We start from the raw sequence: 24,337 nt of genomic DNA on the forward strand, positions 1-24,337 counted from the left end.
GCCGTTGGCTTGCCAGCGATGCCGGCGACGGAGCTCGGCTGATACAGCGCACCGCTACCATCGCCAGCAAGCTGGCTCCCACAGGGCCCATACACCATTGTGGGAGCTGGCTTGCCAGCGATGCCGGCGACGGGGCTCGTCTGATACAGCGCACCGCTACCATCGCCAGCAAGCTGGCTCCCACAGGGCCCATACACCATTGTGGGAGCTGGGTTGCCAGCGATGCCGGTGACAGGGCTCGCCTGATACAGCGCACCGCGACTATCGCCAGCAAGCTGGCTCCCACAGGGTTGGGGTGTTCCAGGCGGGTGAGGCACTTGTGGGAGCTGGCTTGCCAGCGATGCCGGCGACGGGGCTCGCCTGATACAGCGCACCGCAACCATCGCCAGCAAGCTGGCTCCCGCAGGGTTGGGGCGTTAAAGGCTGAAGTCACCCTCGGCTACCAGCTTGCTCAGCGGCTCACGCTGGCTAGGGACTTCCTTGGCCTGCAGGTAATCCACCAGGCTGGCCTTGTCGCCCAGTTTGCCGATGGCCACCATCGCCTGAATGGCATAGCCCTCAGGGATTTTCAGTTCCTGACGTGCGCGTTCGTAATCCAGGCCGCTCATGCCGTGGGTGTGCCAGCCGCTCAAGTGCGCTTGCAGCGCCAGATGGCCCCAGGCAGCGCCGGTATCGAAGGCGTTGGTCGGAGCCGGCTTTTCTTCTGTAGTACCCGGCGCGGCGAATGTGGTTTTCGACACAATCACCACCAGCGCCGCAGCGTGTTTGGCCCAGCCCTGGTTGAACTCCACCAGCAGGCTCAGGTAACGCTCGAAATCCGGGGTGCCACGCAGGGCGAACAGAAAGCGCCAGGGCTGCGAGTTGTAGGCCGAAGGTGCCCAGCGGGCGGCTTCGAAAAAGCTCAGCAGGGTGGCCTTGTCGATGCTTTCGTCAGTGAAGGCTCGGGGCGACCAGCGTTGGGTGAACTGCTCATGGATCTGGTGTTCGGCAATGCGATTGGAAGCAGGCATTCGATTTTCCTGAGTTGATTTGGCGGGTACAAAGCTACTGTTACGCCTTGAACGTGACAAGTCCAGTGACACCGTCAGTCACCAGCGCTTGGCCCGGGGAGCGCGGGGCACTAGACTGGCGGCCTTTTCCACTCCCTGATGTTGATGTTTGAGCCATGGCCGCAATAGTTGAACCGTTCTGGATCCGCAAAACCCTCGATCAACTCGATCAAGAGGAATGGGAGTCGCTGTGCGACGGATGCGGCCTGTGCTGCTTGCAGAAGCTCGAGGATGAAGACGATAACAGCGTCTACTACACGCGCATTGCCTGCAAATTGCTCGACCTGAAAACCTGTCAATGCACCGATTACGCCAAGCGTCGCGACAGTGTTCCGGACTGCATTCAGTTGTCGCCGGGCAAGGCCGAAGAGTTCAAGTGGTTGCCGCCGACCTGTGGCTACCGCCTTGTCAGTGAACGCAAGGACCTGCCGCTCTGGCACCATCTGGTGTGTGGCGACCCTGACGCGGTGCACCACGAACGCATTTCGCAATCCGGACGCATGCTCGCCGAGGGCAGCGTGCCGGAAGACGACTGGGAAGATCATCTGATTTTTCGCGCCGGTTAAGTGCCGGAGCGGTGCCATGGAGTGTGTATGCCGCTGCGATACCAATGGCCTCTGGGGCTGCTGCTACTGATAGTCAGCAGCCCGCTGTGGGCCGCCAAGAAAGTCGACTTTGACTACCATGTCCGCCTGTTGCCGCAAAGCGATCAGGCTGAGGTGCGCTTGACCCTGGCCGAAGGAACGGCAGTGCGCAGCCTGGATTTCGACCTTGGGCCACCGGGCAGTTACAGCGATTTCAAGGCTGACGGCCAGTGGCAGCTGACCCCCGATGCACATCACAGCCGTGGCCTGTGGCACCCGGCGCCGGGCAAGGCCAACCTGAGCTACCGCGTGCACTTGAACCATCAGCGCAAGAACGGCAGCTTCGACACGCGGATCACCCCGCAGTGGGCGTTGTTTCGCGGCGAAGACCTGGTCCCTGCGGCCAGTCTCGATCAGCAGGACGGCAGCGAACTGGTGTCGCGTCTGGCGTTCGAGTTGCCACCGGGCTGGAAAAGCATCGAAACCCCATGGCCGCGGATCGGCAAAAACCGTTTTCGCATCGACGATGTCTCCCGTGTGTTTGACCGGCCGACCGGCTGGATGCTCGCCGGTACGCTGGGCAGTCGCCGCACCATGCTGGGGGAAACCGAAGTGACTGTCTCCGCGCCCAAGGGGCAGGGCATGCGGCGTATGGATGTGCTGACCCTGCTGACGTTCGTTTGGCCCCAGGTGCAAGCCGTATTCCCGCGTAACCCGGCCAAACTGCTGATCGTCGGTGCGGGCAGTCCGATGTGGAAAGGCAGTGCCGCGGCGCGCAACTCGATTTACCTCTCCAGTACCCTGCCTCTGGTCAATGAAGCAGGGAGCAGTCCGTTGTTGCGCGAACTGGTGCAGCTGTTCAGCGCGATCAATGTCGAGCCGGAGCATGCCTGGATTGGCGAAGGGCTGAGTGAGTATTACGCCATTGAGTTGATGCGCCGTGCCGGTGGCATGAGTGACGAGCGTTACCAGGCTCTGCAGCACCGACTCAATGCTGCCGGCAAAGGCGTGACCCGCCTGCGTGGCCCGGCCAGCCCGGCGATGGTGGCGCGGGCTGTAACGCTGCTGCAGGCGCTGGACCGCGATATCCGTTTGCAAACCCGCAACAAGCGTTCACTGGATGACGTCAGCCAGGCCTTGATGCGTCTGGACAAGGTCAATACCCAGGTGTTTGTCCAGCTGAGCGAAAGCGTGCTGGGCGGGCAGTCCGAGGTGCTGGACACACCGCTGCTGCACTAAAACCCTTACGGGGGCATGCCTCGCTGGCTCTTGAATCTGGCTGCGAAGAGCTCGCGAGGCAAGCTCGCTCCTACAGGTAAGCTCGGTTTTTTACGCCTTCTTTACGCCCCCGCATCCCCCTCGATCTCGATCCTTTACGCCCATGTTGCGCACACTCTTCCTACACGCGGCAATTGCCGTTACGGGGAGATTTGTCATGGGCGTTCTGGATGGGGTGTCGCTGCTGTTGGCAGTGGGGCTGTTCGTTTATCTGCTGGTTGCGCTGTTGCGCGCAGATCGGAACTAGGAGCGGGTATGCACAGTTATGACTATGCGCTGATTCTTGCTTTCTTCGCGTTGGTGCTGCTGCCGGCGCCCTTTCTCGGGCGTTTTTATTATCGGGTGATGGAAGGCCAGCGCACCTGGCTGACTCCGGTATTGGGGCCGGTGGAGAAGGTCTGCTACCGCGTCGCCGGGGTTGACCCGGGCACCGAGCAAAGCTGGCAGAAATACACCCTGGCCCTGCTGGCATTCAACCTGGCGGGTTTTGTGCTGTTGTTCGCCATTTTGTTGCTGCAACAGTATTTACCCCTTAACCCGCAGCAGTTGCCGGGGCAAGAGTGGACCCAGGCATTCAATACCGCTGTGAGTTTTGTCACCAACACCAACTGGCAGAGCTACAGCGGTGAAGCGACCCTCAGTTACTTCAGCCAGATGGCCGGTCTGACCGTGCAGAACTTCGTCAGCGCGGCCACCGGTCTGGCGGTGCTGGTTGCGCTGTGCCGAGGTATCAGCCGCCGCTCGGCGCAAACCCTGGGCAACTTCTGGGTCGACATGACCCGCGCTACGCTCTACGGCCTGTTGCCGCTGTGTCTGGTGCTGGCGCTGTTTCTGGTCTGGCAGGGGGTGCCACAAACCTTCGCCCACTACGTCAATGCGCTGACCCTGCAAGGCGCGGATCAGGTCATTCCTCTGGGCCCGGCGGCCAGCCAGATTGCGATCAAGCAACTGGGTACCAACGGCGGCGGCTTTTTCGGCGTCAACTCGGCGCACCCGTTCGAGAACCCGAGCGCCTGGAGCAACCTGTTCGAGATGGCTTCGATCATCCTGATTCCGGTGGCGCTGGTGTTCACCTTTGGCCATTACGTCAAGGATCTGCGTCAGAGCCGGGCCATCATCGCCTGCATGCTGGCATTGTTCCTGATCGGCGGCGGTACGGCGCTGTACGCCGAATACCAGCCCAACCCGACCTTGAACAGCCCGCTGGTGGAGCAAACCGCGCCGCTGGAAGGCAAGGAAGTGCGCTTCGGCACCACGGGCACCGTGCTCTGGACCGAAACCACCACCGCCGCCTCCAACGGTTCGGTGAACGGTATGCACGACAGCCTCAACCCGCTTGGCGGAATGGTGGCGCTGGTCAACATGATGGTCGGCGAAGTGATCTTCGGCGGCGTCGGTGCCGGGCTCTACGGCATGTTGCTCAACGTGTTGATCGCCGTGTTCCTGGCCGGCCTGATGATTGGCCGCACCCCGGAATACCTCGGTAAAAAACTGCAGGCCAAAGAGGTCCAGTTGCTGGTGGTGACCTTGCTGGTGATGCCGGTGGGGGTGCTGGTGCTGGGGGCTATCGCTGCCGTATTGCCAAGTGCCGTGGCTTCGGTGAGCAACCCCGGGCCCCATGGTTTCAGCCAGATCCTCTATGCCTTCACCTCGGCCAGTGCCAACAACGGTTCGGCATTTGCCGGGCTCAGCGCCAACACGCCGTTCTACAACCTGATGCTGGGCCTGGGCATGTTGATCGGGCGCTTCGGTTACATCCTCCCGGTACTGGCCCTGGCCGGCAGCCTGGCGATGAAGAAAACCGCGCCCATTGGCCAGGACAGTTTCCCCACCCACGGCCCGCTGTTTGTGGCGCTGTTGACTGTGACCATTTTACTGGTGGGCGGCCTGACATTCTTGCCGACCCTGGCCCTTGGCCCAATCGCTGAACAACTGACCCTGGGCTTTTAAGGAGACGATGATGACTATGCCTGCTCCTGTTTCCAAGTTGACTCCTGCGCCTGAAACCAGGGCGCTCGAATCACCCAAAACATCCTTTGCCGATATCTGGCGTCCGGCCTTGCTGCAAGCCTTCGTCAAACTCGATCCGCGTCAGCTCAAGCGCTCACCGGTGATGCTGGTGGTGGAACTGACTGCCATTTTCACCACCGTGCTGTGCTTTATGCCCGAGCCTGCGGTGCCCACCGGGGTGGCGGTGCAGATCGCCCTGTGGCTGTGGTTTACCGTGCTGTTTGCCAACTTTGCCGAAGCCCTGGCCGAGGGTCGCGGTAAAGCCCGCGCCGATAGCCTCAAGGCCGGCAGCGTCGGTTTGAGCGCGCGGCGGCGTACGGCCACGGGCGGTTTTGAAGTGGTACCTGCGACCCGCCTGCGCAAGGGCGATGTGGTGCGCGTCGAAGCCGGGGAGATGATCCCCGGTGACGGTGAGGTGATTGAAGGGATTGCCGCAGTCAACGAAGCGGCCATCACCGGCGAATCGGCACCGGTGATTCGTGAGTCTGGTGGTGACCGCTCGGCGGTGACCGGCAACACCCGGCTGGTGTCGGACTGGCTGCTGGTGCAAATCAGCGCCAACCCCGGCGAGTCGACCCTGGACCGCATGATCGCACTGGTGGAAGGCGCCAAACGCCAGAAAACCCCTAACGAAGTGGCGCTGGATATCCTGCTGATCGGGTTGACCCTGATCTTCCTGATTGTCGTCGTGACCTTGCAGCCGTTCGCCTATTACGCCGGTGGCAGCTTGCCGCTGGTGTTTCTGGTGGCATTGCTGGTGACTCTGATTCCCACCACCATTGGCGGCTTGCTGTCGGCCATCGGGATTGCCGGCATGGACCGGCTGGTGCGGCTCAATGTCATCGCCAAATCCGGGCGTGCGGTGGAAGCTGCGGGCGACGTGCATGTGTTGATGCTGGATAAAACCGGCACCATCACTTTCGGTAACCGTCGCTGCACGGCGTTGTATGCATCCCCCGGCGTGACTGCCAAAGAGCTGGCTGAAGGTGCATTGCTGGCCTCCCTGGCGGACGAAACGGCGGAGGGCAAGTCCATCGTCGAGTTCATTCGCGGCCTGCATAGCTTGCCAGAGCCTGCGGCCTCTGATTTCACCGCCGTGCCCTTTACCGCTGAAACTCGCTTGTCGGGTATCGACTGCAACGGGCGGATTTATCGCAAGGGTGCAGTGGATTCGGTACTGGCCTTTGTCGGCCTCAAACGCAGCGAAGTACTGCCGGCGTTGTCGCGGGAGATCGACAAGATCGCCCAGAGCGGCGGCACCCCGTTGCTGGTGTGCGCCCAGGGCCGGTTGCTGGGTGCAATTCACCTCAAGGACGTGGTCAAGCCCGGGATCCGCGAACGCTTTGCCGAATTGCGCAAGCTGGGGATTCGCACCGTGATGGTCACCGGTGACAACCCGCTGACCGCTGCGGCGATAGCGGCCGAAGCCGGTGTGGATGACGTGCTGGCCGAAGCCACGCCGGAGAAGAAGCTGGCGCGCATTCGCCACGAGCAAAATGACGGGCGGCTGGTGGCCATGTGTGGCGACGGGGCCAACGATGCACCGGCGCTGGCCCAGGCTGACGTCGGCATGGCGATGAACGATGGCACTCAGGCTGCGCGGGAAGCAGCGAACATGGTCGATCTGGACAGCGACCCGACCAAGTTGCTGGATGTGGTGCAAATCGGCAAGGAACTGCTGGTGACCCGTGGCGCCCTGACGACGTTCTCGATTGCCAACGATGTGGCCAAGTACTTCGCGATCCTGCCGGCGCTGTTTGCCACCATCTACCCGCAGCTGGGCGTGCTCAACATCATGGGTCTGAGCAGCCCGCAGAGCGCCATTCTTTCGGCCATCGTGTTTAACGCACTGATCATCGTGGTGCTGATCCCGCTGGCCTTGCGTGGCGTGCGGGTCCAGGCGGCAAGTGCCGCGCATTTGCTGCGCCGCAACTTGCTGATCTATGGCGTGGGCGGGCTGGTGGTGCCCTTTGCAGGCATCAAACTGATCGACATGCTGCTCACGGCGCTGCACCTGGTTTAAGAACTTTTAGAGGACTCAATCATGGCGACTCTTTTACGTCCGGCCCTGAGCCTGATGGTGTTGATGACGGCGATCACCGGGGTGATCTACCCGCTGACCGTTACCGGGATCGCGCAGCTGGCGTTCCCACAACAGGCCAATGGCAGCCTGGTGCGCGACAGTGCGGGCCAGGTCCTGGGTTCGGCGCTGATCGCGCAGGACTTCACAGGGGCTGGCTGGTTCCACCCGCGCCCGTCAGCGGGGGCGTTTGCCACGGTGTCCAGTGCCGCGAGCAACCTGGCGCCGAGCAACCCGGCGCTGGCCACGCGGGTCAAGGACAGTGCTGCGCAGCTGGTGGTAGCCGATCAGGGCCCGGTGCCCCTGGCGCTGCTGACCACCTCGGGCAGTGGCCTGGACCCGCACTTGCCTCCTGAGGCAATACGCTATCAACTGGTGCGTGTGGCTGCGGCGCGTAATTTGCCGGTGCAGACGGTAGAGCAGCTGCTGCAACAACATATCGAGCAGCCGCTGGTGGGGCCGCCGGTGGTGAACGTATTGCTGCTGAACCAGGCGTTGGCTCAGCTTAAAAACTGACTGCACCCCGCAGGAGCGAGTTTGCTCGCGAGCAAGCTCGCTCCTGCGGGGTTTATGTATTCAATAGGTAATTCCATGACAGATTCCGGTCGCGCCGATGCGCTGTTAGCTGATTTGCCACGGGCAGGCCGTGGCCGGCTCAAGGTGTTCCTTGGCGCAGCCCCCGGCGTGGGCAAGACCTACGCCATGCTGCAAGCGGCTCATACCCAGGTCCGTCAGGGCGTAACGGTGCTGGCGGGGGTGGTCGAGACCCATGGCCGGGCCGAAACCCAGGCATTGCTCAACGGGCTGCCTCAGCAACCGATGCTGCGTTCGGAGTATCGCGGCGTGCAGCTCGAAGAAATGGACCTCGACGGTTTGCTGTCGGCCAGACCCGGGCTGGTGCTGGTGGACGAACTGGCCCACAGCAACGCCCCGGGCAGCCGTCATGCCAAGCGCTGGCAGGATGTCCAGGAGCTGCTGGCAGCGGGCATCGATGTGTATACCACGGTCAACGTCCAGCATTTGGAAAGCCTCAATGATCGGGTGCGCGGCATTACCGGGGTACAGGTGCGTGAAACCCTGCCCGACTGGATCATCCAGGAAGCCTACGAACTGCTGTTGATCGACCTGCCGCCGCGGGAGCTGCTGGAGCGTCTGCGCGAGGGCAAGGTGTACGTGCCCGAGCAGGCACGGGCAGCGATCGACGCCTTTTTCTCCCAGACCAACCTCAACGCCCTGCGTGAACTGGCGATGCAGACGGCAGCGGTCTACGTCGACGATGAGCTGGACAAAGGTTATCGCCAGCAGGGGCAATCGGCTCCGGCGCTGCGTGGACGCCTGCTGGTGGGAATTGATGGCGACGTGCATGCCGAACGCCTGGTACGTCACGCCAGCCGCGTCGCAGAGCGCAGGCATCTGCCCTGGAGTCTGGTGCATGTGGACAACGGCACGGTGCGTGACGAGCAGTCACGGCTGCGTCTGCAAAACGCGCAACAGCTGGCTGAGCGCCTGGGGGGCGAAGTGGTGCTGCTGCGCGCCGGTGAAGTGGCCAGGACACTGATCCAGCACGCCAGCGAGCGGCGTGCCAGCCTGTTGCTGGTGGGCCAGTCGCGCCTGACCTGGCGCCGCCGGGTCTTTGGCGGCGGGCTGCCTTCGCGACTGCTGCGCGATGCCCACGGTCTGGAAATCAACGTGCTCGACAATGAGCAGTCGCCCACTGCGGCTTCAAGCCGGGGAGTGCCCACCCTGGTGTGGTTCGATTATGGCCTGGCGCTGGTGGCGACCATCCTGGCCAGTGCCCTGGCCTGGGGCGTTTCCAGTGTGCTGGCGCTGCCCAATATTTCGCTGGTGTTTCTGGCGGCGGTGTTGCTGGTGGCCGTGCGCAGCAGTCTGGGGCCCTCGCTGGCCTGCGCTGCGCTGTCGTTTCTGGCCTATGACTTTCTGTTCATCCCGCCCAACTTCTCGTTCAGCATCCAGCGCGAAGAAGACGTGCTGACCTTGTTGTTCTTTTTGCTCATGGCAGCCCTCACCGGCAATCTGGCGGCCCGGCAACGACGGCAGTTGCAGGCGCTGCGTGAGACTCAGGAGGAAACCACGCAATTGCTCGACCTGTCGCGCAAGCTGACTGCGGCTACCGATCGCCAGGCGGTGATCAATGCCGCGGCCCAGCATTTGAGCAGCTGGAAGGAGCTCGATGTGTGTTTGCTCAAGCGGGACCCCGACGCTGGCTGGCAGGTCGAGACTGGCGGCCCCCTGCAGCTCAGCGAGGCCGAGCGCGCGGCTGCGGATTGGGCCTGGGCCCACGACCAGCCCTCCGGTAAGGGCACCGGCACACTGCCCATGGGGCGTTGGTGGTGGTGGCCATTAAGCGCTGAAGAAGGGCCGCTGGCCTTGCTTGGGGTGTGCCCCAAGGGAAATCTGGCGCTCAGCGGTCAACATCGTCGCCTGTTGATGGCGCTGAGCCAGCCTCTGGCCCAGGCACTGGCCCGGGCCCGTTTGGCCCAGGATCTGGAAGCGGCGCGTTTGCACGGCGAGACCGAGCAGCTGCGCAGTGCCTTGCTGGCCTCCGTGTCCCATGATCTGCGCACGCCCCTGACCACGATGCAGGGCAGTATCGATACCTTGCTGGCACTGGGCGAATCGATACCGGTACAGGATCGACGCGAACTGCTGGAAGCCACCCGCGATGAAGCCGAGCGTCTGGACCGCTACATTCAGAACCTGCTGGACATGACCCGGCTGGGGCACGGCGCGTTGAAGCTGGCCCGTGACTGGGTGTCACCGGCCGATATTGTGGGCAGTGCCCTGAATCGGCTGCGGGCGGTGCTGGCACCGTTGCAGGTAAAGGTAGAGGTGCCGGCGCAACTGCCGTTGCTGCACATCCACGCGGCGTTGATCGAGCAGGCACTGATCAATGTGCTGGAGAACGCTGCACGCTTCTCACCGCCTGCCGGGCAATTGGTGCTGCAAGCGGGTGCCGATGAGCAGGAGCTGTGGTTTGCGGTCAGCGATCAGGGCCCGGGCATCCCGGAGGACGAGCGGGCGAAGATTTTCGACATGTTCTACACCGCCGCCCGTGGCGATCGGGGCGGGCAGGGGACCGGGCTCGGGCTGGCTATCTGTCAGGGCATGGTCGGTGCCCACGGTGGGCGAATTACTGTCGGTGACGGTATTGATGGCAGCGGTACCTGTATCACGCTGTACCTGCCCTTGCCCGAGCAGCCCGCCTTCGATCAGGAAGAGTCCGGCCTTGAACACTGATATTCTTCGGCCATTCCTTTACTGCGATGTGATGCCATGAGCCAGGGCGCGACTATTTTGGTCATCGACGATGAACCGCAGATTCGCAAGTTTTTGCGCATCAGTCTGGTCTCCCAGGGCTACAACGTGCTGGAAGCTGCCACTGGGGCTGATGGCTTGAGCCAGGCGGCGTTAAAGCAGCCGGACATGCTGGTACTGGATCTGGGCCTGCCCGACATGGACGGCCAGCAGGTGCTGCGTGAATTTCGCGAATGGTCGAACGTGCCGGTGCTGGTGCTTTCGGTGCGCGCCAGTGAAGTGCAAAAGGTCCAGGCGCTGGACGCCGGGGCCAATGACTATGTGACCAAGCCTTTCGGTATCCAGGAATTTCTGGCCCGGGTCCGGGCTCTGTTGCGCCAGGCCCCCGCAGGCGAGACGCAAGAAGCGGCGATTGAGCTTGGCCCTCTGGTGGTTGACCTGGCCTATCGCCGGGTGTTGCTTGATGGGGTCGAAGTGGCCCTGACCCGCAAGGAGTACGCGGTGCTGGCGCAGCTGGCACGGCATCCGGGACGGGTGATCACCCAGCAGCAATTGCTCAAGGACATTTGGGGCCCGACCCATATCGAAAACAGTCATTACCTGCGCATCGTGATCGGCCATCTGCGGCAAAAGCTTGCGGATGATCCGACGCATCCGCGATTTATTGCCACTGAAGCGGGCGTCGGTTATCGGCTGCTGACCCGGGTTTGACTAGTGCTCTTCACTTTCGTAGCGGTCCAGCGTGTCTTTGGCGATTTGCCGGCCCAGAGCGATGAGTTCCGGGGCTTTGTAGAACTCAAAGAAGCGGCACACGCGTTTGGGCACATTGATCAGGATATCTGGCGGGTAACCGGCAATCTTGTATTGGGCCAGGGATGTCTGCATCACCTCGAAGCTCTGGTTGATCAAGTCCAGCAGCGAAGCGGGGCCGACGTTGTCGATGATGAACGAGCCGGTGGCTGACTTGGGGGCGCCCTGGTCGCCAGTATGCCGGGCTTTTGGTGCGGCCGATTCGAGCCAGGGATCGGGCACCTGTTCGGTCAGGGGGTTGAGCATTTCCTGTTCCAGGTTCAACAGGTGCTCGGCCTGTCTGGTGCGAAACGGAATGTGCGACCCCAGTGAGCTCATCAAACTGTCGAAGCGGCCCTTGAATGCTGCAGGGCGCTCGATGACGGGCAGTTGATAGTTATTGTGGTGGGTGGAGTTCAGGTTGACGGCGATGATCAGGTCGCAATGGCTGGAGACCACCGGCACTATGGGTAAAGGGTTGAGCAGGCCACCGTCGACCAGCATGCGGTTGCCCTGCATCACCGGGGTGAACAGGCTGGGAATTGCCGCCGAAGCCCGCATGGCCTGGTGCAGGCAGCCCTCCTGAAACCAGATTTCCTGCTGGTGGGTGAGGTCGGTAGCGACTGCGGTGTAAGGGATGCGCAAGTCTTCGATGTTGATCTCGCCAACGATATTGCGGATCTGGCCGAAGACTTTTTCGCCGCGGATCGCTCCCAGCCGGAAGCTGACATCGACCAGGCGCAATACATCCAGGTAGTCCAGGCTTTGAATCCAGTCGCGATACTGGTCAAGTTTACCGGCGGCGTAGATGCCGCCCACGACCGCGCCCATCGAGCAGCCTGCAACGCAGGCAATGTCGTAACCGCGACGCTCAAGTTCTTCAATGACGCCGATATGGGCATAACCCCGGGCACCCCCGGAGCCTAATACCAGTGCAATACGTTTTTTCATGAACCGAACCTTCATCTGACAGGTGTCCACAATGCCTTTTTGTGCCCTGTAGTGACAGCTGTGGCATAAATCGGCGCCGGCCAGCTAGGATGTAAGGGCAATCGCTCGCCGTTACACGGACGCGCTTTTCAGTCGGCGTGGGCCGATTGAAAAGCCTGTCGCAGCAACAGTCACACACCGGTCAAGGCACTTTTACGGCGCTTGCCCGTCTGAGTTTGCACTGAACATTAATTTTTGAGGGAAACATTATGAAAGCTTGGCTTTGTGTACCGTTGATTGCATTGGCTCTGGCGGGTTGTGCGGGCAATAAAGCGGCTTATCGAGACAGTTGCGCTACCCAGCTGGACGCTGCCTGGCATGAGCTGGATCTGGCCAAGGCGGAAGGTTTTGCAGGGACTGTCAGTTATTCCAAAGCCTTGTCGTTACTGACCGGGGCGAAAACCCAGCAACAATTCGAAGCCTTTGAAGGCTGCACCACAAAAGCCGAAAAAGCGCGTTTCTATATTCGTGAATCCCGCGCAGGACGTTGAGCCGTTGCGGTGAAGGGGGAGGGTAAGGATGTCTCAATTGGTAGACCGGATAATCGGCAAAATTGTGCGCCTGGAGGTCAGGTTGCTGGCCTGCCAGGCGCGTTTGCAGGCTGACACCGATCCCGAGGCACTGCACGATTTGCGTACTACGGTACGTCGTTTGCGCAGCCTGTTGCGCCCGTTGCGCGGTTTGCCGGGCGTGGTGCAACTGGAAATGTCCGCCTCCCAGGTAGGTCTCCTGACGACGCCGCTGCGCGATCTTGAAGTGCTGGCTGCACACTTGCAGCAGCAAGGCTATCGGGCGCAGGCAGAGCGGCGTCTGGAGCAGCTGTCAGGCAGTTATGCGGCGGTGGCCGACAGTGCCCAACTGGCACAGTTGCTGATGATCCTCGATGTCTTCCCGCGCTTTATCCGCGCGGCTCAGCGTGAAGGGTTGCTGCAAGGCCTGCGCAAGCGGATCGGGACGGTTCTGGATAAACAGTGGCGGACTCTGGAAAAGGCCCTGAATGATCCGGGGCATGACCGGCATCGGGTGCGGCTGCTGATCAAGCGCGTGCGTTACGCCGCCGAAGCCTATCCACAGCTGGATCGCTTGCCGGTGCTGGTACTGGCCCGGTTGAAGGAGGCGCAAAAGGCCCTGGGGGAATGGCATGACGCCTGGCAGTGGCTGGTTCAGGCCGAGCAGCAGCCCGACCTGCAGCCTTGTGTGGAGCAATGGCAGGCCGCGCTGGCTCGCGGCGAGAAGCGCGCAGACCGGGCACTGGTCAAATTGAGCGCAGCCAGTTTTCGCTAGGCCCTTTCGGCTGGCTATTTGGCGGATACAACGCTGTGCAGTGGCGGATGGATGAGTAGTATCGCTGCATATTTTTCTGTATCGAGGTGCTCATGCAGTTTTGTGAATTGGTCGAAGCGGTTCGCTGCAATCCACTGGACGTCACCATTACCCCGGACTGGGGTCAGGGGCGTGCCAGCTTCGGCGGCCTGATGGTTGCCTTGCAGTACGAAGCCATGCGCGCGCAGGTCCCCGCCGGGCGTGCCTTGCGTTCGCTGGCGGTGACCTTTGTGGGCCCTGCCGAGCCGGATGTGTCGATCAGTTTTGAAGTCGAAGTACTGCGTCAAGGCAAGGCGGTCAGCCAGGTCCTGGGGCGGGCGGTGCAGAATGGTCAGGTCGTGACCCTGGTGCAAGGCAGTTTTGGTGCCCCGCGCGAGTCGGTCATCAACCTCGAAGGAGTGCCCGCGCCGCAGATCAAGGCGCCTGAAGACAGCCCGTTACTGCCCTATATCAAGGGCGTGACCCCGGAGTTCATGCGGCACATGTCCATGGCCTGGGCCGTGGGTGCGCTGCCTTTCACCGGGCGTGGCACACGGGAGATGGGTGGTTGGGTGCGTTTTGCCGGTGATATCAAGGACGAGCTGCTGACTGAAACCCATTTGCTGGCCCTGGTCGATACCTGGCCACCTGCATTGCTGCCGTTATTGAACAAACCTACAGCGGGCAGCACGCTGACCTGGACCATCGAGTTTGTGCAGCCCCTGCCGCAAGTCAGCACGCTTGAATGGTGTCAGTACCTGGCAGTGATTGAGCATGCCCGTGACGGCTACGGTCATGTGGCGGCCAATCTGTGGGCGCCCAATGGCGAACTGGTTGCGATCAGCCGCCAGACGGTAGCGGTGTTCGGTTAGTCAAAATGTCTGGCTGCGTTGCGCATTCCCGGCCCTGGCTTCGAGCTTGCGCCCCTGGTGTTGCAACGCCATGCCTGCGAACAAGGCCAGCAACCCGATGCTGGCACTCACGGCGTTTTCACTGAATACGCCGGATACCAGCAACAGAAAAGCCAGCACCATCATGGGTATTGCGATCAGGTTGAGTGCCTGATGCGCGGTGCTTTGATGGCTCTGCGGGTTGGAGCGCCATTGCCAGGCCGGCAGGTTGGGGTGACGTTTGCCCATGATTGCTCTCCTTGTTTTATTCAGAGGTTCAGCCTTGGCTGAACCCTATGAACAAAGCATAAGCCCGGGTTACGGGCGGGGCGAATCAACTGTGGCTATTGGCCCGATAGGGTCTTTTCTATAGTTTCAACTGCCCGATGGCCCGGTTCAGCTCACCTGCCAGAGTCGCCAGCTGATTGCTGGTGGTGGCGGAATCTACGGTTTGCTGCACGGTGTTTTCGGTAACGTCGCGGATGCTGACCACGGCCCGATTCATTTCTTCTGCGACCTGGCTCTGTTGCTCCGCGGCAACGGCGATCTGGGTGTTGCTTTCGCGCATTTGCGCCACTGCGCGGGTGATCTCGGCCAGGGCTGCCCCGGCTTCCTGGGCTTGCTGTACACAGTCATCGGCCTTGAATGAGCTTTCCTGCATAAAGTCCACCGCGTCCCGGGTGCCTGCCTGCAGGGCCGATACCATTGCGGTGATTTCGTCAGTGGAGGTCTGGACGCGCTTGGCCAGATGTCGCACTTCATCGGCGACCACTGCAAACCCCCGGCCCATTTCTCCGGCGCGGGCAGCTTCAATTGCGGCGTTTAGCGCCAACAGGTTGGTTTGTTCGGCAATGCTGTGAATCACCCCGACCACACTGTTGATTTTCTGGCTGTCCTGGGCGAGTTGCTGAATCATCTCGGCGGTTGTTTGCACCCCGGTGGACAGGCTGGCGATGGATTGCTGCACGCGACTGACCACCTGCTGCCCGCTACCGGCCAGGTCATCGGCGGTTTGAGACAGGTCGCGGGTAGCGCCGGCGTGCTGCGCGATGTGGAAAACGGTGGCTGACATCTGGTTGATTGCAGTGGCCGCCTGATCGGTTTCGCTCTGCTGGCCGAGCATGCCCTGGCGTACCTCATCCATGCTGCTGGCCAGGCGCTCGGCGCCGGCGTCCAGTTGCGCGGCAGTGTCGGCGACGGTATGCACCACGCGCTGGTAGCCGGCCTGCATGGCATTAAAGGCGCTGGCCATTTGCCCGACTTCATCGGTACAGGCCAGGGGTACGCGGGCAGACAAGTCGCCCGTTTGCTCGACATGCAGCATCACATCCTTGAGGGTATTGAGCTGGCTGAGCAAAAAGCGGATCAGCAATTGCGAGGCGCCGAGCATCGCCAGCATCAGAATCAGCACAGCCCCTGCATAGTTGGGCAGGCGCTCCATGAATACCTGCGCCAGGCTGGGGGCATAGGCCAGCACCGCGATTTTCTGGTTGTCGCCGCGGGTCACCACCTCGGCGCCCAGCAACGGATTTTGCCCGAACAGTGGCATGGCATTGATAGAAACCCAGCCATTGCCATTGTTCAGTTGCCCGAGTGAGCGCGGATCAAGATTGGGGGCCTTATCGGTTGGTAACAGCAAGACATGACTGGCTACAGGCAGCGCCTGACCGGCGGGCCATGCAGCCAGCAGATGGGCCTGGGCCCGGGCGCTGGCCTGAGCAGCTTCACCGCGCGATTGCTGCTCAAGCTGTACGGCGTATAGCACCAGCAGCAACGTAGTGATGAAAGCCACCGCATTGACGGCCCAGAATTTGTATTTGAGCGAGATGTTGCTAAGCCAGGTACCCATGGAAGGTCTTCTCTGATTTTGCGGAAACAATATTGGCAAGGTGCCATCATTGTGCCGCTACCCGAGGAAGACCTGCTGATATGGGTCAAGGATACTGTTGTTTTGTTGTTGATCCAACTGCCCGTATGGGAGGCTGCAAGCTACAGGTTTGAGGCTTGCTGCTAACCCGGCAATCCAAAAAACGCCCGCGCGCATGCCGTCGTATGTTCGGCCAGGTCCTGTTCGCTCTCTTCCCGATGCACCGCCACTTCCCGCAGAACTTCTGTTAAATAAGCCGGTTCATTACGACCATTTTTCGGTTTTGGTCGCAAGGTCCGCGGCAACAAGTACGGCGCATCGCTTTCAAGCATCAGGCGACCCCGGGGAATATCCCGCACCAATGGGTGTAAATGGGTACCGCGGCGCTCGTCGCAAATCCAGCCCGTGATACCGATGTGCAAGTCCAGGTCCAGGTAGCTGAACAGCGCCTTCTTTTCTCCGGTAAAGCAGTGCACCACGGCAGCGGGCAAGTGGTCGCGATAGTTGCGCAGGATTTCCAGCAGACGCTGACTGGCATCACGTTCGTGCAGGAACACCGGTAACTGCAGCTCTACCGCCAGCGCCAGATGTTCTTCCAGCACTTTCTCCTGTTGCGGGCGCGGTGAGAAATCGCGGTTGAAGTCCAGCCCGCACTCACCCACGGCACGCACGTTGGGGTCTTTGAGCAGGGCCAGTAAACGCTGGGCACTGTCGCTGTTCCAGTCACTGGCCGAGTGCGGGTGAATCCCCGCCGTGGCGAACAGTCGCTGACCGCTCTGGTCAAGCTCGCGGCACAGTTGCAAGGCCAGTTCACTGCCTTCAATGCTGGTGCCCGTGAGGATCAGTTGCGCCACGCCAGCCGCGTAGGCACGGTCTAAAACCGCCTGGTGTTTGCCGTCGAAGCTAGGGTTGGTCAGGTTGACGCCGATATCGATGAGTTGCATGGTGCTACCTCAGGCCACAGGCCGAGAAGCATATCAGAGCTGTAGATTTATAAGAAAAACCAAGAACTACAGACAGTTATGGTTGTCTTTGAATGCCGCAACAACGCAATGCCCGGTTTTCTACAGGACGCATTGACTGTATTGCGCGCTGTTCCCAGCGCTTAAATCCCCCAAGAGGGGCACCGGTTGTCGGGTAATCCGACACGGCGCCGGGCTGTATTCTTTCCGGAGAACGGATGACAAGACCAACACTATTGATTGCGCTGTGCCTGATGCTGCTGCCACTACCGGTACTGGCGCGCCTGGCCGGACCTTTACAGGTCGGGCAGCCCAGTCAGGTCCGCGATCTGGCGCAAATCCGCAGCAGTCAGGTGTTACGGGTGCTGGTCAACCAAAGCCGCAATAGCTCGGGAGAGGTGCAAGGCCAGGCGATCGGTGTTGAATATCATCGGTTGCACGCATTCGAGCGCTACCTCAATGGCCACGCCCGCGATGGCCAGGAAATCACCCTCAAAATCATCCCCAAAGCCAAGGATCAACTGCTGGGCGCCTTGTCCCGTGGTGAAGGTGATCTGGTAGCCCCGGGCGAGTTGCTCGACTTTAAAGCCAACCATGCCATCAGCCCCAGCGACCCGATCGTCGATGACGTGCCTTTGCTGCTGGTGGGGGTCAAGGGTGAGCGCAGGTTCAGCCGTTTCGAACAGCTGTCAGGCCGGACTGTGACATTGACCACCGGCAGCGCAGCCGGAGCGGCGGTCAACATGATCAATCAGAAGCTGGCCCTGCGAAAACTGCCGGCGGTAAAAATCGAATGGGTGGACCCCAGCCTGGCCGTCGAAGATGTGCTGGAGATGGTTCAGGCCGGTATTTTTCATCTGACCATTGTTGAGCGACCTATTGCCGAACGCTGGGCGACCTTGATGCCCAAGCTGCGTTTTGACCGCAAGGTACTGGTCAGCGAGCCTGCTGCCATGCGCTGGTATGTGCGCCGTGATGCATCGATGTTGCGTGCCAGCATTGACCGCTTTGTGCTGAGCTACAAGGCCCCGTCCGATCAGGACGTAGCCTTCGAGCGGGTGTACCGACGCTTGTATCGGGTGCATTACCCGTTGGCCCGGGCCGATCGCCAGAAGCTTGAAAAGCTGCGGCCGATTCTGCAAAAGCATGCGCGCCAGCAGGGGATGGACTGGTTGAACCTGGCGGCGCTGGCGTTCAAGGAGTCAACCCTTGACCCTGATGCCCGGGGCTCTGGCGGGGCTACGGGGTTGCTGCAAATTACCCCTTCGGCTGCCCAGAGAGTGGGGGTCAGCAACATTCAGAATGTAGATAACAATGTGCAAGCAGGGGCCAAGTACCTGGCGATGATCCGCCGCAAGTTCTTTGCCAGCCCCAAGCTCAATGAGCGTGAGCGCATGGCTTTTGTGCTGGCGGCCTACAACATAGGCCCGGAACGGGTGCAGGGTATGCGGGCCGAGGCCAGGCGGCGTGGTTTGAACCCTGATCAATGGTTCTTCCAGGTCGAGCGGATTGCCATGGAGCAGGTTGGAATGGGTGCGGTCAGCTATGTTAATAGTGTGAATAAATACTATTTGGCCTTCGACCGGGAGCGTGACTCGCTGGAGCCAGTAAAGCCTGAGCTGGTCTCCCGGAAATGATCGGATAATTTGATTGTTATGTCGGGTTTATTCGACTTTTAACATGATGAAAACTGATTAGTATGGCGAGCATTCCCCACCTGATGATCTAAAGGACTACAGCATGAGCAAATTGATCCAAACCGTTTTGGGTACCCGTGCAGGCTATGGCCTGACAGTGTTGCGGGTTTTCGTGGGCATTATTTTTGCTGCCCATGGCTCACAAAAACTCTTCGGCTGGTTCGGTGGTGGTGGACTTGCCGGTACTGCGCAATGGATGGAAAGTATTGGCCTGACGCCGGGCACCTTGATGGCACTGCTGTCTGGCGGCACCGAGTTTTTTGGCGGCCTGGCCCTGATTGTCGGTTTGCTGGCCCGTCCGGCTGCCCTGGGCCTGTCATTCACCTTGCTGGTGGCGATTTTCTCGGTGCATATCCATAACGGTTTGTTCATGGCCAACAATGGTTATGAGTTTGCCCTGGCGCTGTTGGGCGGTACGGTGGCCGTGCTGCTGGAAGGCGCGGGCAAGTTGTCCATCGATGGTGCTATCGCCAAATAAAGTGCAACGTTCACTAAAAGGCCCGCCGCAAGCGCAATGCTGTTCACTTGAACCACTGCTGTCTCAACTGTAGGAGCGAGCTTGTCTCGCGATGTTCTCGAGAACATCGCGAGACAAGGTTGCTCCGGCAAGGCAGGGTTTACTTGTGTGAACAGCATTGCGCCGCAAGCGGGCCTTTTTCGTTGTACAGGATTGTTGACAGCTACAAGCCGGTTTATCTAGGATGTTTTCTTGCGCCGATTTAAACAGCTACTTGCGGGGCGCCAGAGGGTTGCAAGACCTTCTAAGAGGCTTGAAGCAGGCCTCGAAATACCGCTAAAGCGCTGGTTCGGTGTTGCCTCTCACCTGCCACGCAGAACCTTGAGGCGGAGAACCGAAACATGAGTCAGACGCGTCCCCTTGTACGTCTTGAGCCGATCACGGCCAATCTGAACCTGCGCAATCCAAAAATCCTTCTGAGCGGTAAACATCAGCCTACGCTGCTGCGTTATCTGGACGGCTGGCCGCGTCGCAAAGGCCGGGCTTCGGCGTTTCTGATTCAGTTTGTCGAAGAAGGTGACAGCCTGGCACGCTTTGCCAGCAACAGCTTCGATCTGGCAGTGATTCAATCCCCCAGTGCCGAGAACGCCGAGCTGGTGATTGGCAACCTTACCCGTGTGTCGCGTCAGGGCCTGATCACTCTGCGCTGAACTCAGGGATATTCAATCGCCACGATGTACACCCACTGTTCACCGGTGGGTGTTTGCACCTGTACTTCAGCATCCAGCGATTTTCCGATCAGCGCCCGGGCCAGGGGCGAGTCGATACTGATCAGGCCCTGTTTGAGGTCCAGCTCGTCGGGGCCGACGATGCGGTAGCGCGACTGCTTTGCGTCTTCATCTTCAATCGTGACCCATGCCCCGAAGTAAACCTTGTTCGGGTCACTGGGCTTTTCGCTGACGACCTTGAGGCTTTCCAGACGCTTGGTCAGAAAGCGCACGCGACTGTCGATTTCGCGCAGCATTTTTTTGCCGTAAGTGTATTCGGCGTTTTCCGAACGATCGCCCTGGGCCGCAGCCTCGCTGACCGACTGTGTGACTTGCGGTCTGCGCACGTGCCACAACTCGTGCAGCTCGGCACGCATTCGCGCTTCACCTTCGGGGGTGATCAGCGCGGTGCCGGCAGGGCGGGGAGGGCGATAGCGGCTCATGGGCATCCGTTGGCATATGAAAAACGCGAGTCTATCAGCCCTCGCGCAACACGGTTAGCGGGCTGGCATTAAGTGCCCGGCGGGTGCCAAACACCCCGGCACCACCGACCATCAATGCCCCTAGTACAGGCAGCAGCAGCAACCACGGGTGTGGATGCCAGGGCAGGTCGAAGGCGAAGCGATACAGCACCAGGCTCACCAGCTCGGTGCCCAGGGCGGCCAGTAAACCGCTGGTAGCACCCAGCAGGCCGAACTCTATGCGCCGGGTTTTGATCAACAGTTGCCGTTCTGCCCCCAGGGCCCGCAGCAAGGCGCCTTGGCGGATACGCTCGTCCAGGGTGGACTGCAAACCGGAGAACAGCACTGCCATACCGGCAGCCAGGACAAACAGCAGCACGTATTCCACGGCGATGGTGACTTGCGCAAGGATGCTGCGCAGCTGCGCCAGCAGGGCTTCGATAGGCAGAATGGTCACGGCCGGAAAGCTGCGCGACAGATCGATGATTTCCCGGTCATGGCCCGGGGCCAGATAAAAGCTGGTGAGATAGGTGGCGGGCAAGTCCTGCAAGGTGCCCGGCTGGAAGATCATGAAGAAGTTCGGCTGGAAATTGTCCCAGTTGATGCTGCGCAAACTGCTGACCTGGGCCTCGCGATTGACCCCGGCAACGGTAAAGACCAGGTGATCGCCCAGTTTGAGTTTCAGGCTTTCGGCTACTTTTGCCTCCACTGACACACCGGGTACATCGCCCCCCGGCTGAGCTGTCCACCATGTGCCCGCAGTCAGCTGGTTGCCGGCAGGCAGGTCGGCGGCCCAGGTCAGGCTCAGGTCGCGCTGGATCGCTTTGTCGCCAGGGGAGTCTTTGCTGACGAGTTCCTGCACGGGCTCGCCATTGATACTGATCAAGCGTCCGGGCACCACCGGGTACAGTGGCGCCGCCTGCGCTTGCAGTTCGTGCAGGCGCTTGCTGAACGCGTCTTTATCCGCTGGCAGGATGTTCAGGGCGAAGTAGTTGGGGGCATCTTTGGGCAACTGGTTTTGCCAGGTGTCGAGCAGCTCGCCACGCAGCAGGGCAATCAACGCCATCGACAGCAGAATCAGGCCAAAGGCCAGGGCCTGGCCGGCAGCGGCCAGTGGATGGCGCAGTAACTGGCCCAGCCCCAGACGCCACGGCAACGAGGCCCCGGCCAGCAGGCGGCGAAGGCTTTGCAGGCCCAGCAGCAATAGACCGCCGAGCACCAGCGCGGCAATTATGCCACCGCCGAGCAGGGCAAACGTCAGCACCAGATCGAGGCTCATGCGCCACATGATCAGCCCGAGTGCCAGCAAGGCGGCGCCGTAAACCGTCCAGGTACTGGCCGGGATCGGCAATATGTCACGGCGCAATACCCGTAACGGCGGGACGCGTCCCAGCGCAGCCAGTGGCGGCAAGGCGAAACCGGCCAGTGCTACCAGCCCGGTACCCATCCCGGCAATAGCCGGCATCAGGCCGCCGGCCGGCACATCGGCAGGCAATAAATCATGCAACAGTGCAAACAAACCAAGCTGCGCCACCCAGCCGAGCAGAGCCCCCGCAAGGCTGGCCAGCAAGCCGAGTACCGTTAGTTGCAGGGTAAACAGCCAGAGGGTTTCGCGCCGGGACAGGCCCAGACAGCGCAGCAGGGCGCTGGCATCAAAACGGCGATTGGCAAAGCGGGTTGCAGACAACGCCACTGCGACGCCAGAGAGCAGCACCGCCACCAGACTGGCCATATTCAGATAGCGTTCGGCCTTGCCGAGCGCGCCGCCAATCTGCTGGTTGCCATCACGCCCGTCCAGCAGGCGCTGGTTGGCGTCGAGGCCGGGTTTGATGACCTGGCGATAGGATTCAAGAGCCGGGGCGTCACCGCGCCACAGTTCGCGAAAGCTGACCCGGCTGCCGGGCTGTACGATACCGGTGGCGGCGAGGTCGTCCAGGTTGATCAGTACCCGTGGGGTGAGGCTGTAGAAGTTGCCGGCGCGGTCTGGCTCGTAGGTCAGGACGCGGGTGATACGCACAGTTTTGGAGCCGACATCGATGGGGTCGCCGACTTTCAGGTCCAGGGCCGTCAGCAGTCTGGCTTCTGCCCAGGCTTCCCCGGGCGCGGGGCCACCGCCGGGTTGTTCCTCGGCGTAGGGTTGCGCTGCGCTTTTCAGCTCGCCCCGCAAGGGGTAAGCACTGTCAGCCGCCTTGATGCTGGACAGCTGAATGCCGTTGTCAGTGGCGATGACACTGGAAAACTCCACGACCCGGGCGTGTTGCAGGCCCAACTCCCTGCCCACCCTGATTTGCTCTTCACGTGCCGGTGAGCTGCCATCGAGCACCAGGTCGGCGCCCAGAAACTCGGTGGCACGCAGTAACATCGCGCCATTGAGGCGGGCACCGAAATAGCCGATGGCCGTGCTGGCGGCGACGGCGACCAGCAGCGCAAAAAACAGCACGCGTAACTCCCCGGCGCGGGCATCGCGCAGGAGCTGGCGCACAGCGAGGCTGAACAGGCGCAACAGCGGCAAGCGTGCCATCAAGGCTCCAGGGGGCCGACCAAATGGCCGGCTTCAAGACGGATCAGGCGCCGGCAACGATGGGCCAGGCGTTCATCGTGGGTCACCAGCACCAGGGTGGTGCCACGCTCCTTGTTCAATTCGAAGAGCAGCTCGGTAATGCGCTCACCGGTGTGACTGTCCAGATTGCCGGTGGGCTCGTCGGCAAACAGTACGTCCGGGTTGGCGGCAAATGCCCGGGCTATGGCTACCCGTTGCTGTTCGCCACCGGAAAGCTGGCGCGGCGAATGGCTCAGGCGTTGCCCCAGGCCGACCCGTTCCAGCAGGTGGCGGGCGTGCTCGCGAGCATCTCTACGGCCCTCGAGCTCCAGCGGCAACATGACGTTCTCCAGCGCATTGAGGCTGTCGAGCAACTGGAATGACTGGAACACAAACCCGACGTGTTCGGCTCTGACGCGTGCGCGCTGATCTTCGTCCAGACTGCTGAGGGCACGTCCGGCCAGAATCACTTCGCCCTGGCTTGGCAGGTCGAGGCCGGCCAGCAGGCCCAGGAGGGTGGATTTTCCGGAGCCCGATGCGCCCACGATCGCCAGACTGTCGCCCTTGTTCAGCTCAAGGCTCAAAGGGTGCAGGATGGTTAGTTCGCCTTCCGCGCTGGGGACCACTTTGCTAAGGTTCTGCGCGGTGAGAATACTTTCGCCCATGGAGAATCCAATGCGTGTGTGGTTTTTAAGTGCTGCCCTGGCCCTGATGTGTATGGCACAGAATGCAGCGGCAGGAACAATCTTGATTGTTGGCGATAGTATCAGCGCGGCTTTCGGCCTGGATACCCGTCTGGGGTGGGTGTCGTTGCTGGAGCAGCGGCTCAGGCAGCAAGGCTACGATGACCAGGTGATCAATGCCTCGGTCAGCGGTGACACCAGTGCAGGAGGGCTCGCGCGGCTGCCGGCACTGCTTGCAGAGCATAAACCCGATGTGGTGATTGTCGAATTGGGCGGTAATGATGGCCTGCGCGGCCAGTTACCGGCGCAATTGAAACAAAATCTTGCCGGCATGATTGATCAGTCCCTGGAGGCGGGGGCCAAAGTGCTGCTGTTGGGCATGCAGCTGCCGCCTAATTATGGTGCGCGTTATACAACGGCGTTTGCCCGGGTCTACAGCGAGTTGGGGGAGGAGAAAAAGGTCGAGCTGTTGCCTTTTTTCCTCGAGGGTATCGGTGGTCATCCTGAGCTGATGCAGGCCGATGGCATACATCCTGCGGTCGGAGCGCAGGGCCGTTTGCTGGATAATGTGTGGCCGGTGCTAAAACCGCTGCTTTGATGCTTTTCTAGTTGCAGTGTTTCGGCTAAGGTGGCGCCCCCCCGATTTGGAGCCCCTG

General features: G+C 61.1%; 23 protein-coding genes. 15 read left to right on the top strand and 8 right to left on the bottom strand.

What is annotated here, in order from left to right; translation table 11 throughout:
• Positions 1–416 precede the first annotated feature (416 nt).
• Complete coding sequence (locus EQV90_RS08975; RefSeq protein ID WP_003446766.1) at positions 417–1,010, bottom strand: nitroreductase family protein; 594 nt, start codon at positions 1,008–1,010, stop codon at positions 417–419.
• A 155-nt stretch (positions 1,011–1,165) separates the two neighbouring features.
• On the opposite strand from EQV90_RS08975, the gene EQV90_RS08980 reads away from it, so the two are divergent.
• The 8 genes from EQV90_RS08980 to EQV90_RS09015 all read left to right on the top strand — a co-directional run bounded on the left by EQV90_RS08980 (position 1,166) and on the right by EQV90_RS09015 (position 10,988).
• Positions 1,166–1,615, top strand: coding sequence for a YcgN family cysteine cluster protein (locus EQV90_RS08980; protein ID WP_003446767.1), 450 nt, complete (start codon positions 1,166–1,168; stop codon positions 1,613–1,615).
• A gap of 27 nt (positions 1,616–1,642) precedes the next feature.
• Positions 1,643–2,872, top strand: coding sequence for a hypothetical protein (locus EQV90_RS08985; protein ID WP_240878008.1), 1,230 nt, complete (start codon positions 1,643–1,645; stop codon positions 2,870–2,872).
• A 196-nt stretch (positions 2,873–3,068) separates the two neighbouring features.
• Positions 3,069–3,158: a K(+)-transporting ATPase subunit F gene (kdpF, locus tag EQV90_RS08990; protein ID WP_003446770.1), complete on the top strand. Its 90-nt coding sequence runs from the start codon at positions 3,069–3,071 to the stop codon at positions 3,156–3,158.
• 8 nt (positions 3,159–3,166) lie between these two features.
• Complete coding sequence (gene kdpA, locus EQV90_RS08995; protein ID WP_003446772.1) at positions 3,167–4,861, top strand: potassium-transporting ATPase subunit KdpA; 1,695 nt, start codon at positions 3,167–3,169, stop codon at positions 4,859–4,861.
• 10 nt (positions 4,862–4,871) lie between these two features.
• Entirely contained in the window at positions 4,872–6,944 is a 2,073-nt protein-coding gene (kdpB, locus tag EQV90_RS09000; RefSeq protein ID WP_037001931.1) for a potassium-transporting ATPase subunit KdpB, read from the top strand.
• Positions 6,945–6,965: 21 nt separating this feature from the next.
• Positions 6,966–7,517, top strand: a complete 552-nt coding sequence (gene kdpC, locus EQV90_RS09005) for a potassium-transporting ATPase subunit KdpC (RefSeq protein ID WP_003446776.1) — start codon at positions 6,966–6,968, stop codon at positions 7,515–7,517.
• A 75-nt stretch (positions 7,518–7,592) separates the two neighbouring features.
• Entirely contained in the window at positions 7,593–10,259 is a 2,667-nt protein-coding gene (locus tag EQV90_RS09010) for a sensor histidine kinase KdpD (protein WP_240878009.1), read from the top strand.
• A gap of 36 nt (positions 10,260–10,295) precedes the next feature.
• Positions 10,296–10,988, top strand: a complete 693-nt coding sequence (locus EQV90_RS09015; RefSeq protein ID WP_003446780.1) for a response regulator — start codon at positions 10,296–10,298, stop codon at positions 10,986–10,988.
• Here EQV90_RS09015 and EQV90_RS09020 read toward each other — a convergent pair whose 3' ends face one another.
• Positions 10,989–12,017 carry a patatin-like phospholipase family protein gene (locus EQV90_RS09020; RefSeq protein ID WP_160627072.1) on the bottom strand — a complete coding sequence of 343 codons (1,029 nt, stop codon included), beginning with the start codon at positions 12,015–12,017 and terminating at the stop codon, positions 10,989–10,991.
• A 248-nt stretch (positions 12,018–12,265) separates the two neighbouring features.
• Here EQV90_RS09020 and EQV90_RS09025 point away from each other — a divergent pair, with 248 nt between their 5' ends.
• The 3 genes from EQV90_RS09025 to EQV90_RS09035 all read left to right on the top strand — a co-directional run bounded on the left by EQV90_RS09025 (position 12,266) and on the right by EQV90_RS09035 (position 14,230).
• Entirely contained in the window at positions 12,266–12,547 is a 282-nt protein-coding gene (locus EQV90_RS09025) for a hypothetical protein (protein ID WP_003446784.1), read from the top strand.
• A 28-nt stretch (positions 12,548–12,575) separates the two neighbouring features.
• On the top strand, positions 12,576–13,340 hold the full coding sequence (locus EQV90_RS09030; RefSeq protein ID WP_240878010.1) for a CHAD domain-containing protein: 765 nt from the start codon (positions 12,576–12,578) through the stop codon (positions 13,338–13,340).
• Positions 13,341–13,432: 92 nt separating this feature from the next.
• Complete coding sequence (locus tag EQV90_RS09035) at positions 13,433–14,230, top strand: thioesterase family protein (RefSeq protein ID WP_240878011.1); 798 nt, start codon at positions 13,433–13,435, stop codon at positions 14,228–14,230.
• On the opposite strand, the gene EQV90_RS09040 is transcribed toward EQV90_RS09035, so the two are convergent.
• The 3 genes from EQV90_RS09040 to EQV90_RS09050 all read right to left on the bottom strand — a co-directional run bounded on the left by EQV90_RS09040 (position 14,231) and on the right by EQV90_RS09050 (position 17,059).
• On the bottom strand, positions 14,231–14,497 hold the full coding sequence (locus tag EQV90_RS09040; RefSeq protein WP_003446787.1) for a hypothetical protein: 267 nt from the start codon (positions 14,495–14,497) through the stop codon (positions 14,231–14,233).
• 118 nt (positions 14,498–14,615) lie between these two features.
• Complete coding sequence (locus EQV90_RS09045) at positions 14,616–16,097, bottom strand: methyl-accepting chemotaxis protein (RefSeq protein WP_240878012.1); 1,482 nt, start codon at positions 16,095–16,097, stop codon at positions 14,616–14,618.
• A 161-nt stretch (positions 16,098–16,258) separates the two neighbouring features.
• On the bottom strand, positions 16,259–17,059 hold the full coding sequence (locus tag EQV90_RS09050) for a TatD family hydrolase (RefSeq protein WP_003446789.1): 801 nt from the start codon (positions 17,057–17,059) through the stop codon (positions 16,259–16,261).
• Positions 17,060–17,295: 236 nt separating this feature from the next.
• Here EQV90_RS09050 and EQV90_RS09055 point away from each other — a divergent pair, with 236 nt between their 5' ends.
• The 3 genes from EQV90_RS09055 to EQV90_RS09065 all read left to right on the top strand — a co-directional run bounded on the left by EQV90_RS09055 (position 17,296) and on the right by EQV90_RS09065 (position 19,941).
• Positions 17,296–18,714 (top strand): transglycosylase SLT domain-containing protein, encoded by a 1,419-nt coding sequence (locus tag EQV90_RS09055; RefSeq protein ID WP_240878013.1) that lies wholly within the window; start codon positions 17,296–17,298, stop codon positions 18,712–18,714.
• A gap of 103 nt (positions 18,715–18,817) precedes the next feature.
• A complete protein-coding gene (locus EQV90_RS09060) occupies positions 18,818–19,252 on the top strand; it encodes a DoxX family protein (RefSeq protein ID WP_010656997.1) in 435 nt (144 codons plus the stop codon).
• Positions 19,253–19,632: 380 nt separating this feature from the next.
• Positions 19,633–19,941 (top strand): hypothetical protein, encoded by a 309-nt coding sequence (locus EQV90_RS09065; protein ID WP_003446797.1) that lies wholly within the window; start codon positions 19,633–19,635, stop codon positions 19,939–19,941.
• 2 nt (positions 19,942–19,943) lie between these two features.
• Here EQV90_RS09065 and greB read toward each other — a convergent pair whose 3' ends face one another.
• From greB to EQV90_RS09080, 3 genes are read right to left on the bottom strand one after another with little or no spacing between them, the layout of a single operon-like run.
• Positions 19,944–20,441, bottom strand: a complete 498-nt coding sequence (greB, locus tag EQV90_RS09070; protein ID WP_010656996.1) for a transcription elongation factor GreB — start codon at positions 20,439–20,441, stop codon at positions 19,944–19,946.
• A 34-nt stretch (positions 20,442–20,475) separates the two neighbouring features.
• Positions 20,476–22,980: an ABC transporter permease gene (locus EQV90_RS09075; RefSeq protein WP_160627078.1), complete on the bottom strand. Its 2,505-nt coding sequence runs from the start codon at positions 22,978–22,980 to the stop codon at positions 20,476–20,478.
• Positions 22,980–23,663 (bottom strand): ABC transporter ATP-binding protein, encoded by a 684-nt coding sequence (locus EQV90_RS09080; RefSeq protein ID WP_003446806.1) that lies wholly within the window; start codon positions 23,661–23,663, stop codon positions 22,980–22,982. Before EQV90_RS09080 ends, EQV90_RS09075 begins: the two co-directional genes overlap by 1 nt.
• A 10-nt stretch (positions 23,664–23,673) precedes the next feature.
• Between EQV90_RS09080 and EQV90_RS09085 the strand changes: the two genes are divergently transcribed.
• The gene (locus EQV90_RS09085) at positions 23,674–24,279 is read left to right on the top strand and encodes an arylesterase (RefSeq protein ID WP_003446808.1); all 606 of its coding nucleotides are present in this window, start codon (positions 23,674–23,676) and stop codon (positions 24,277–24,279) included.
• Positions 24,280–24,337 lie beyond the last annotated feature (58 nt).

The organism is Pseudomonas sp. TMW22089 (genome assembly GCF_022496645.1).
Classification (GTDB): Bacteria; Pseudomonadota; Gammaproteobacteria; order Pseudomonadales; family Pseudomonadaceae; genus Aquipseudomonas; species Aquipseudomonas paraversuta.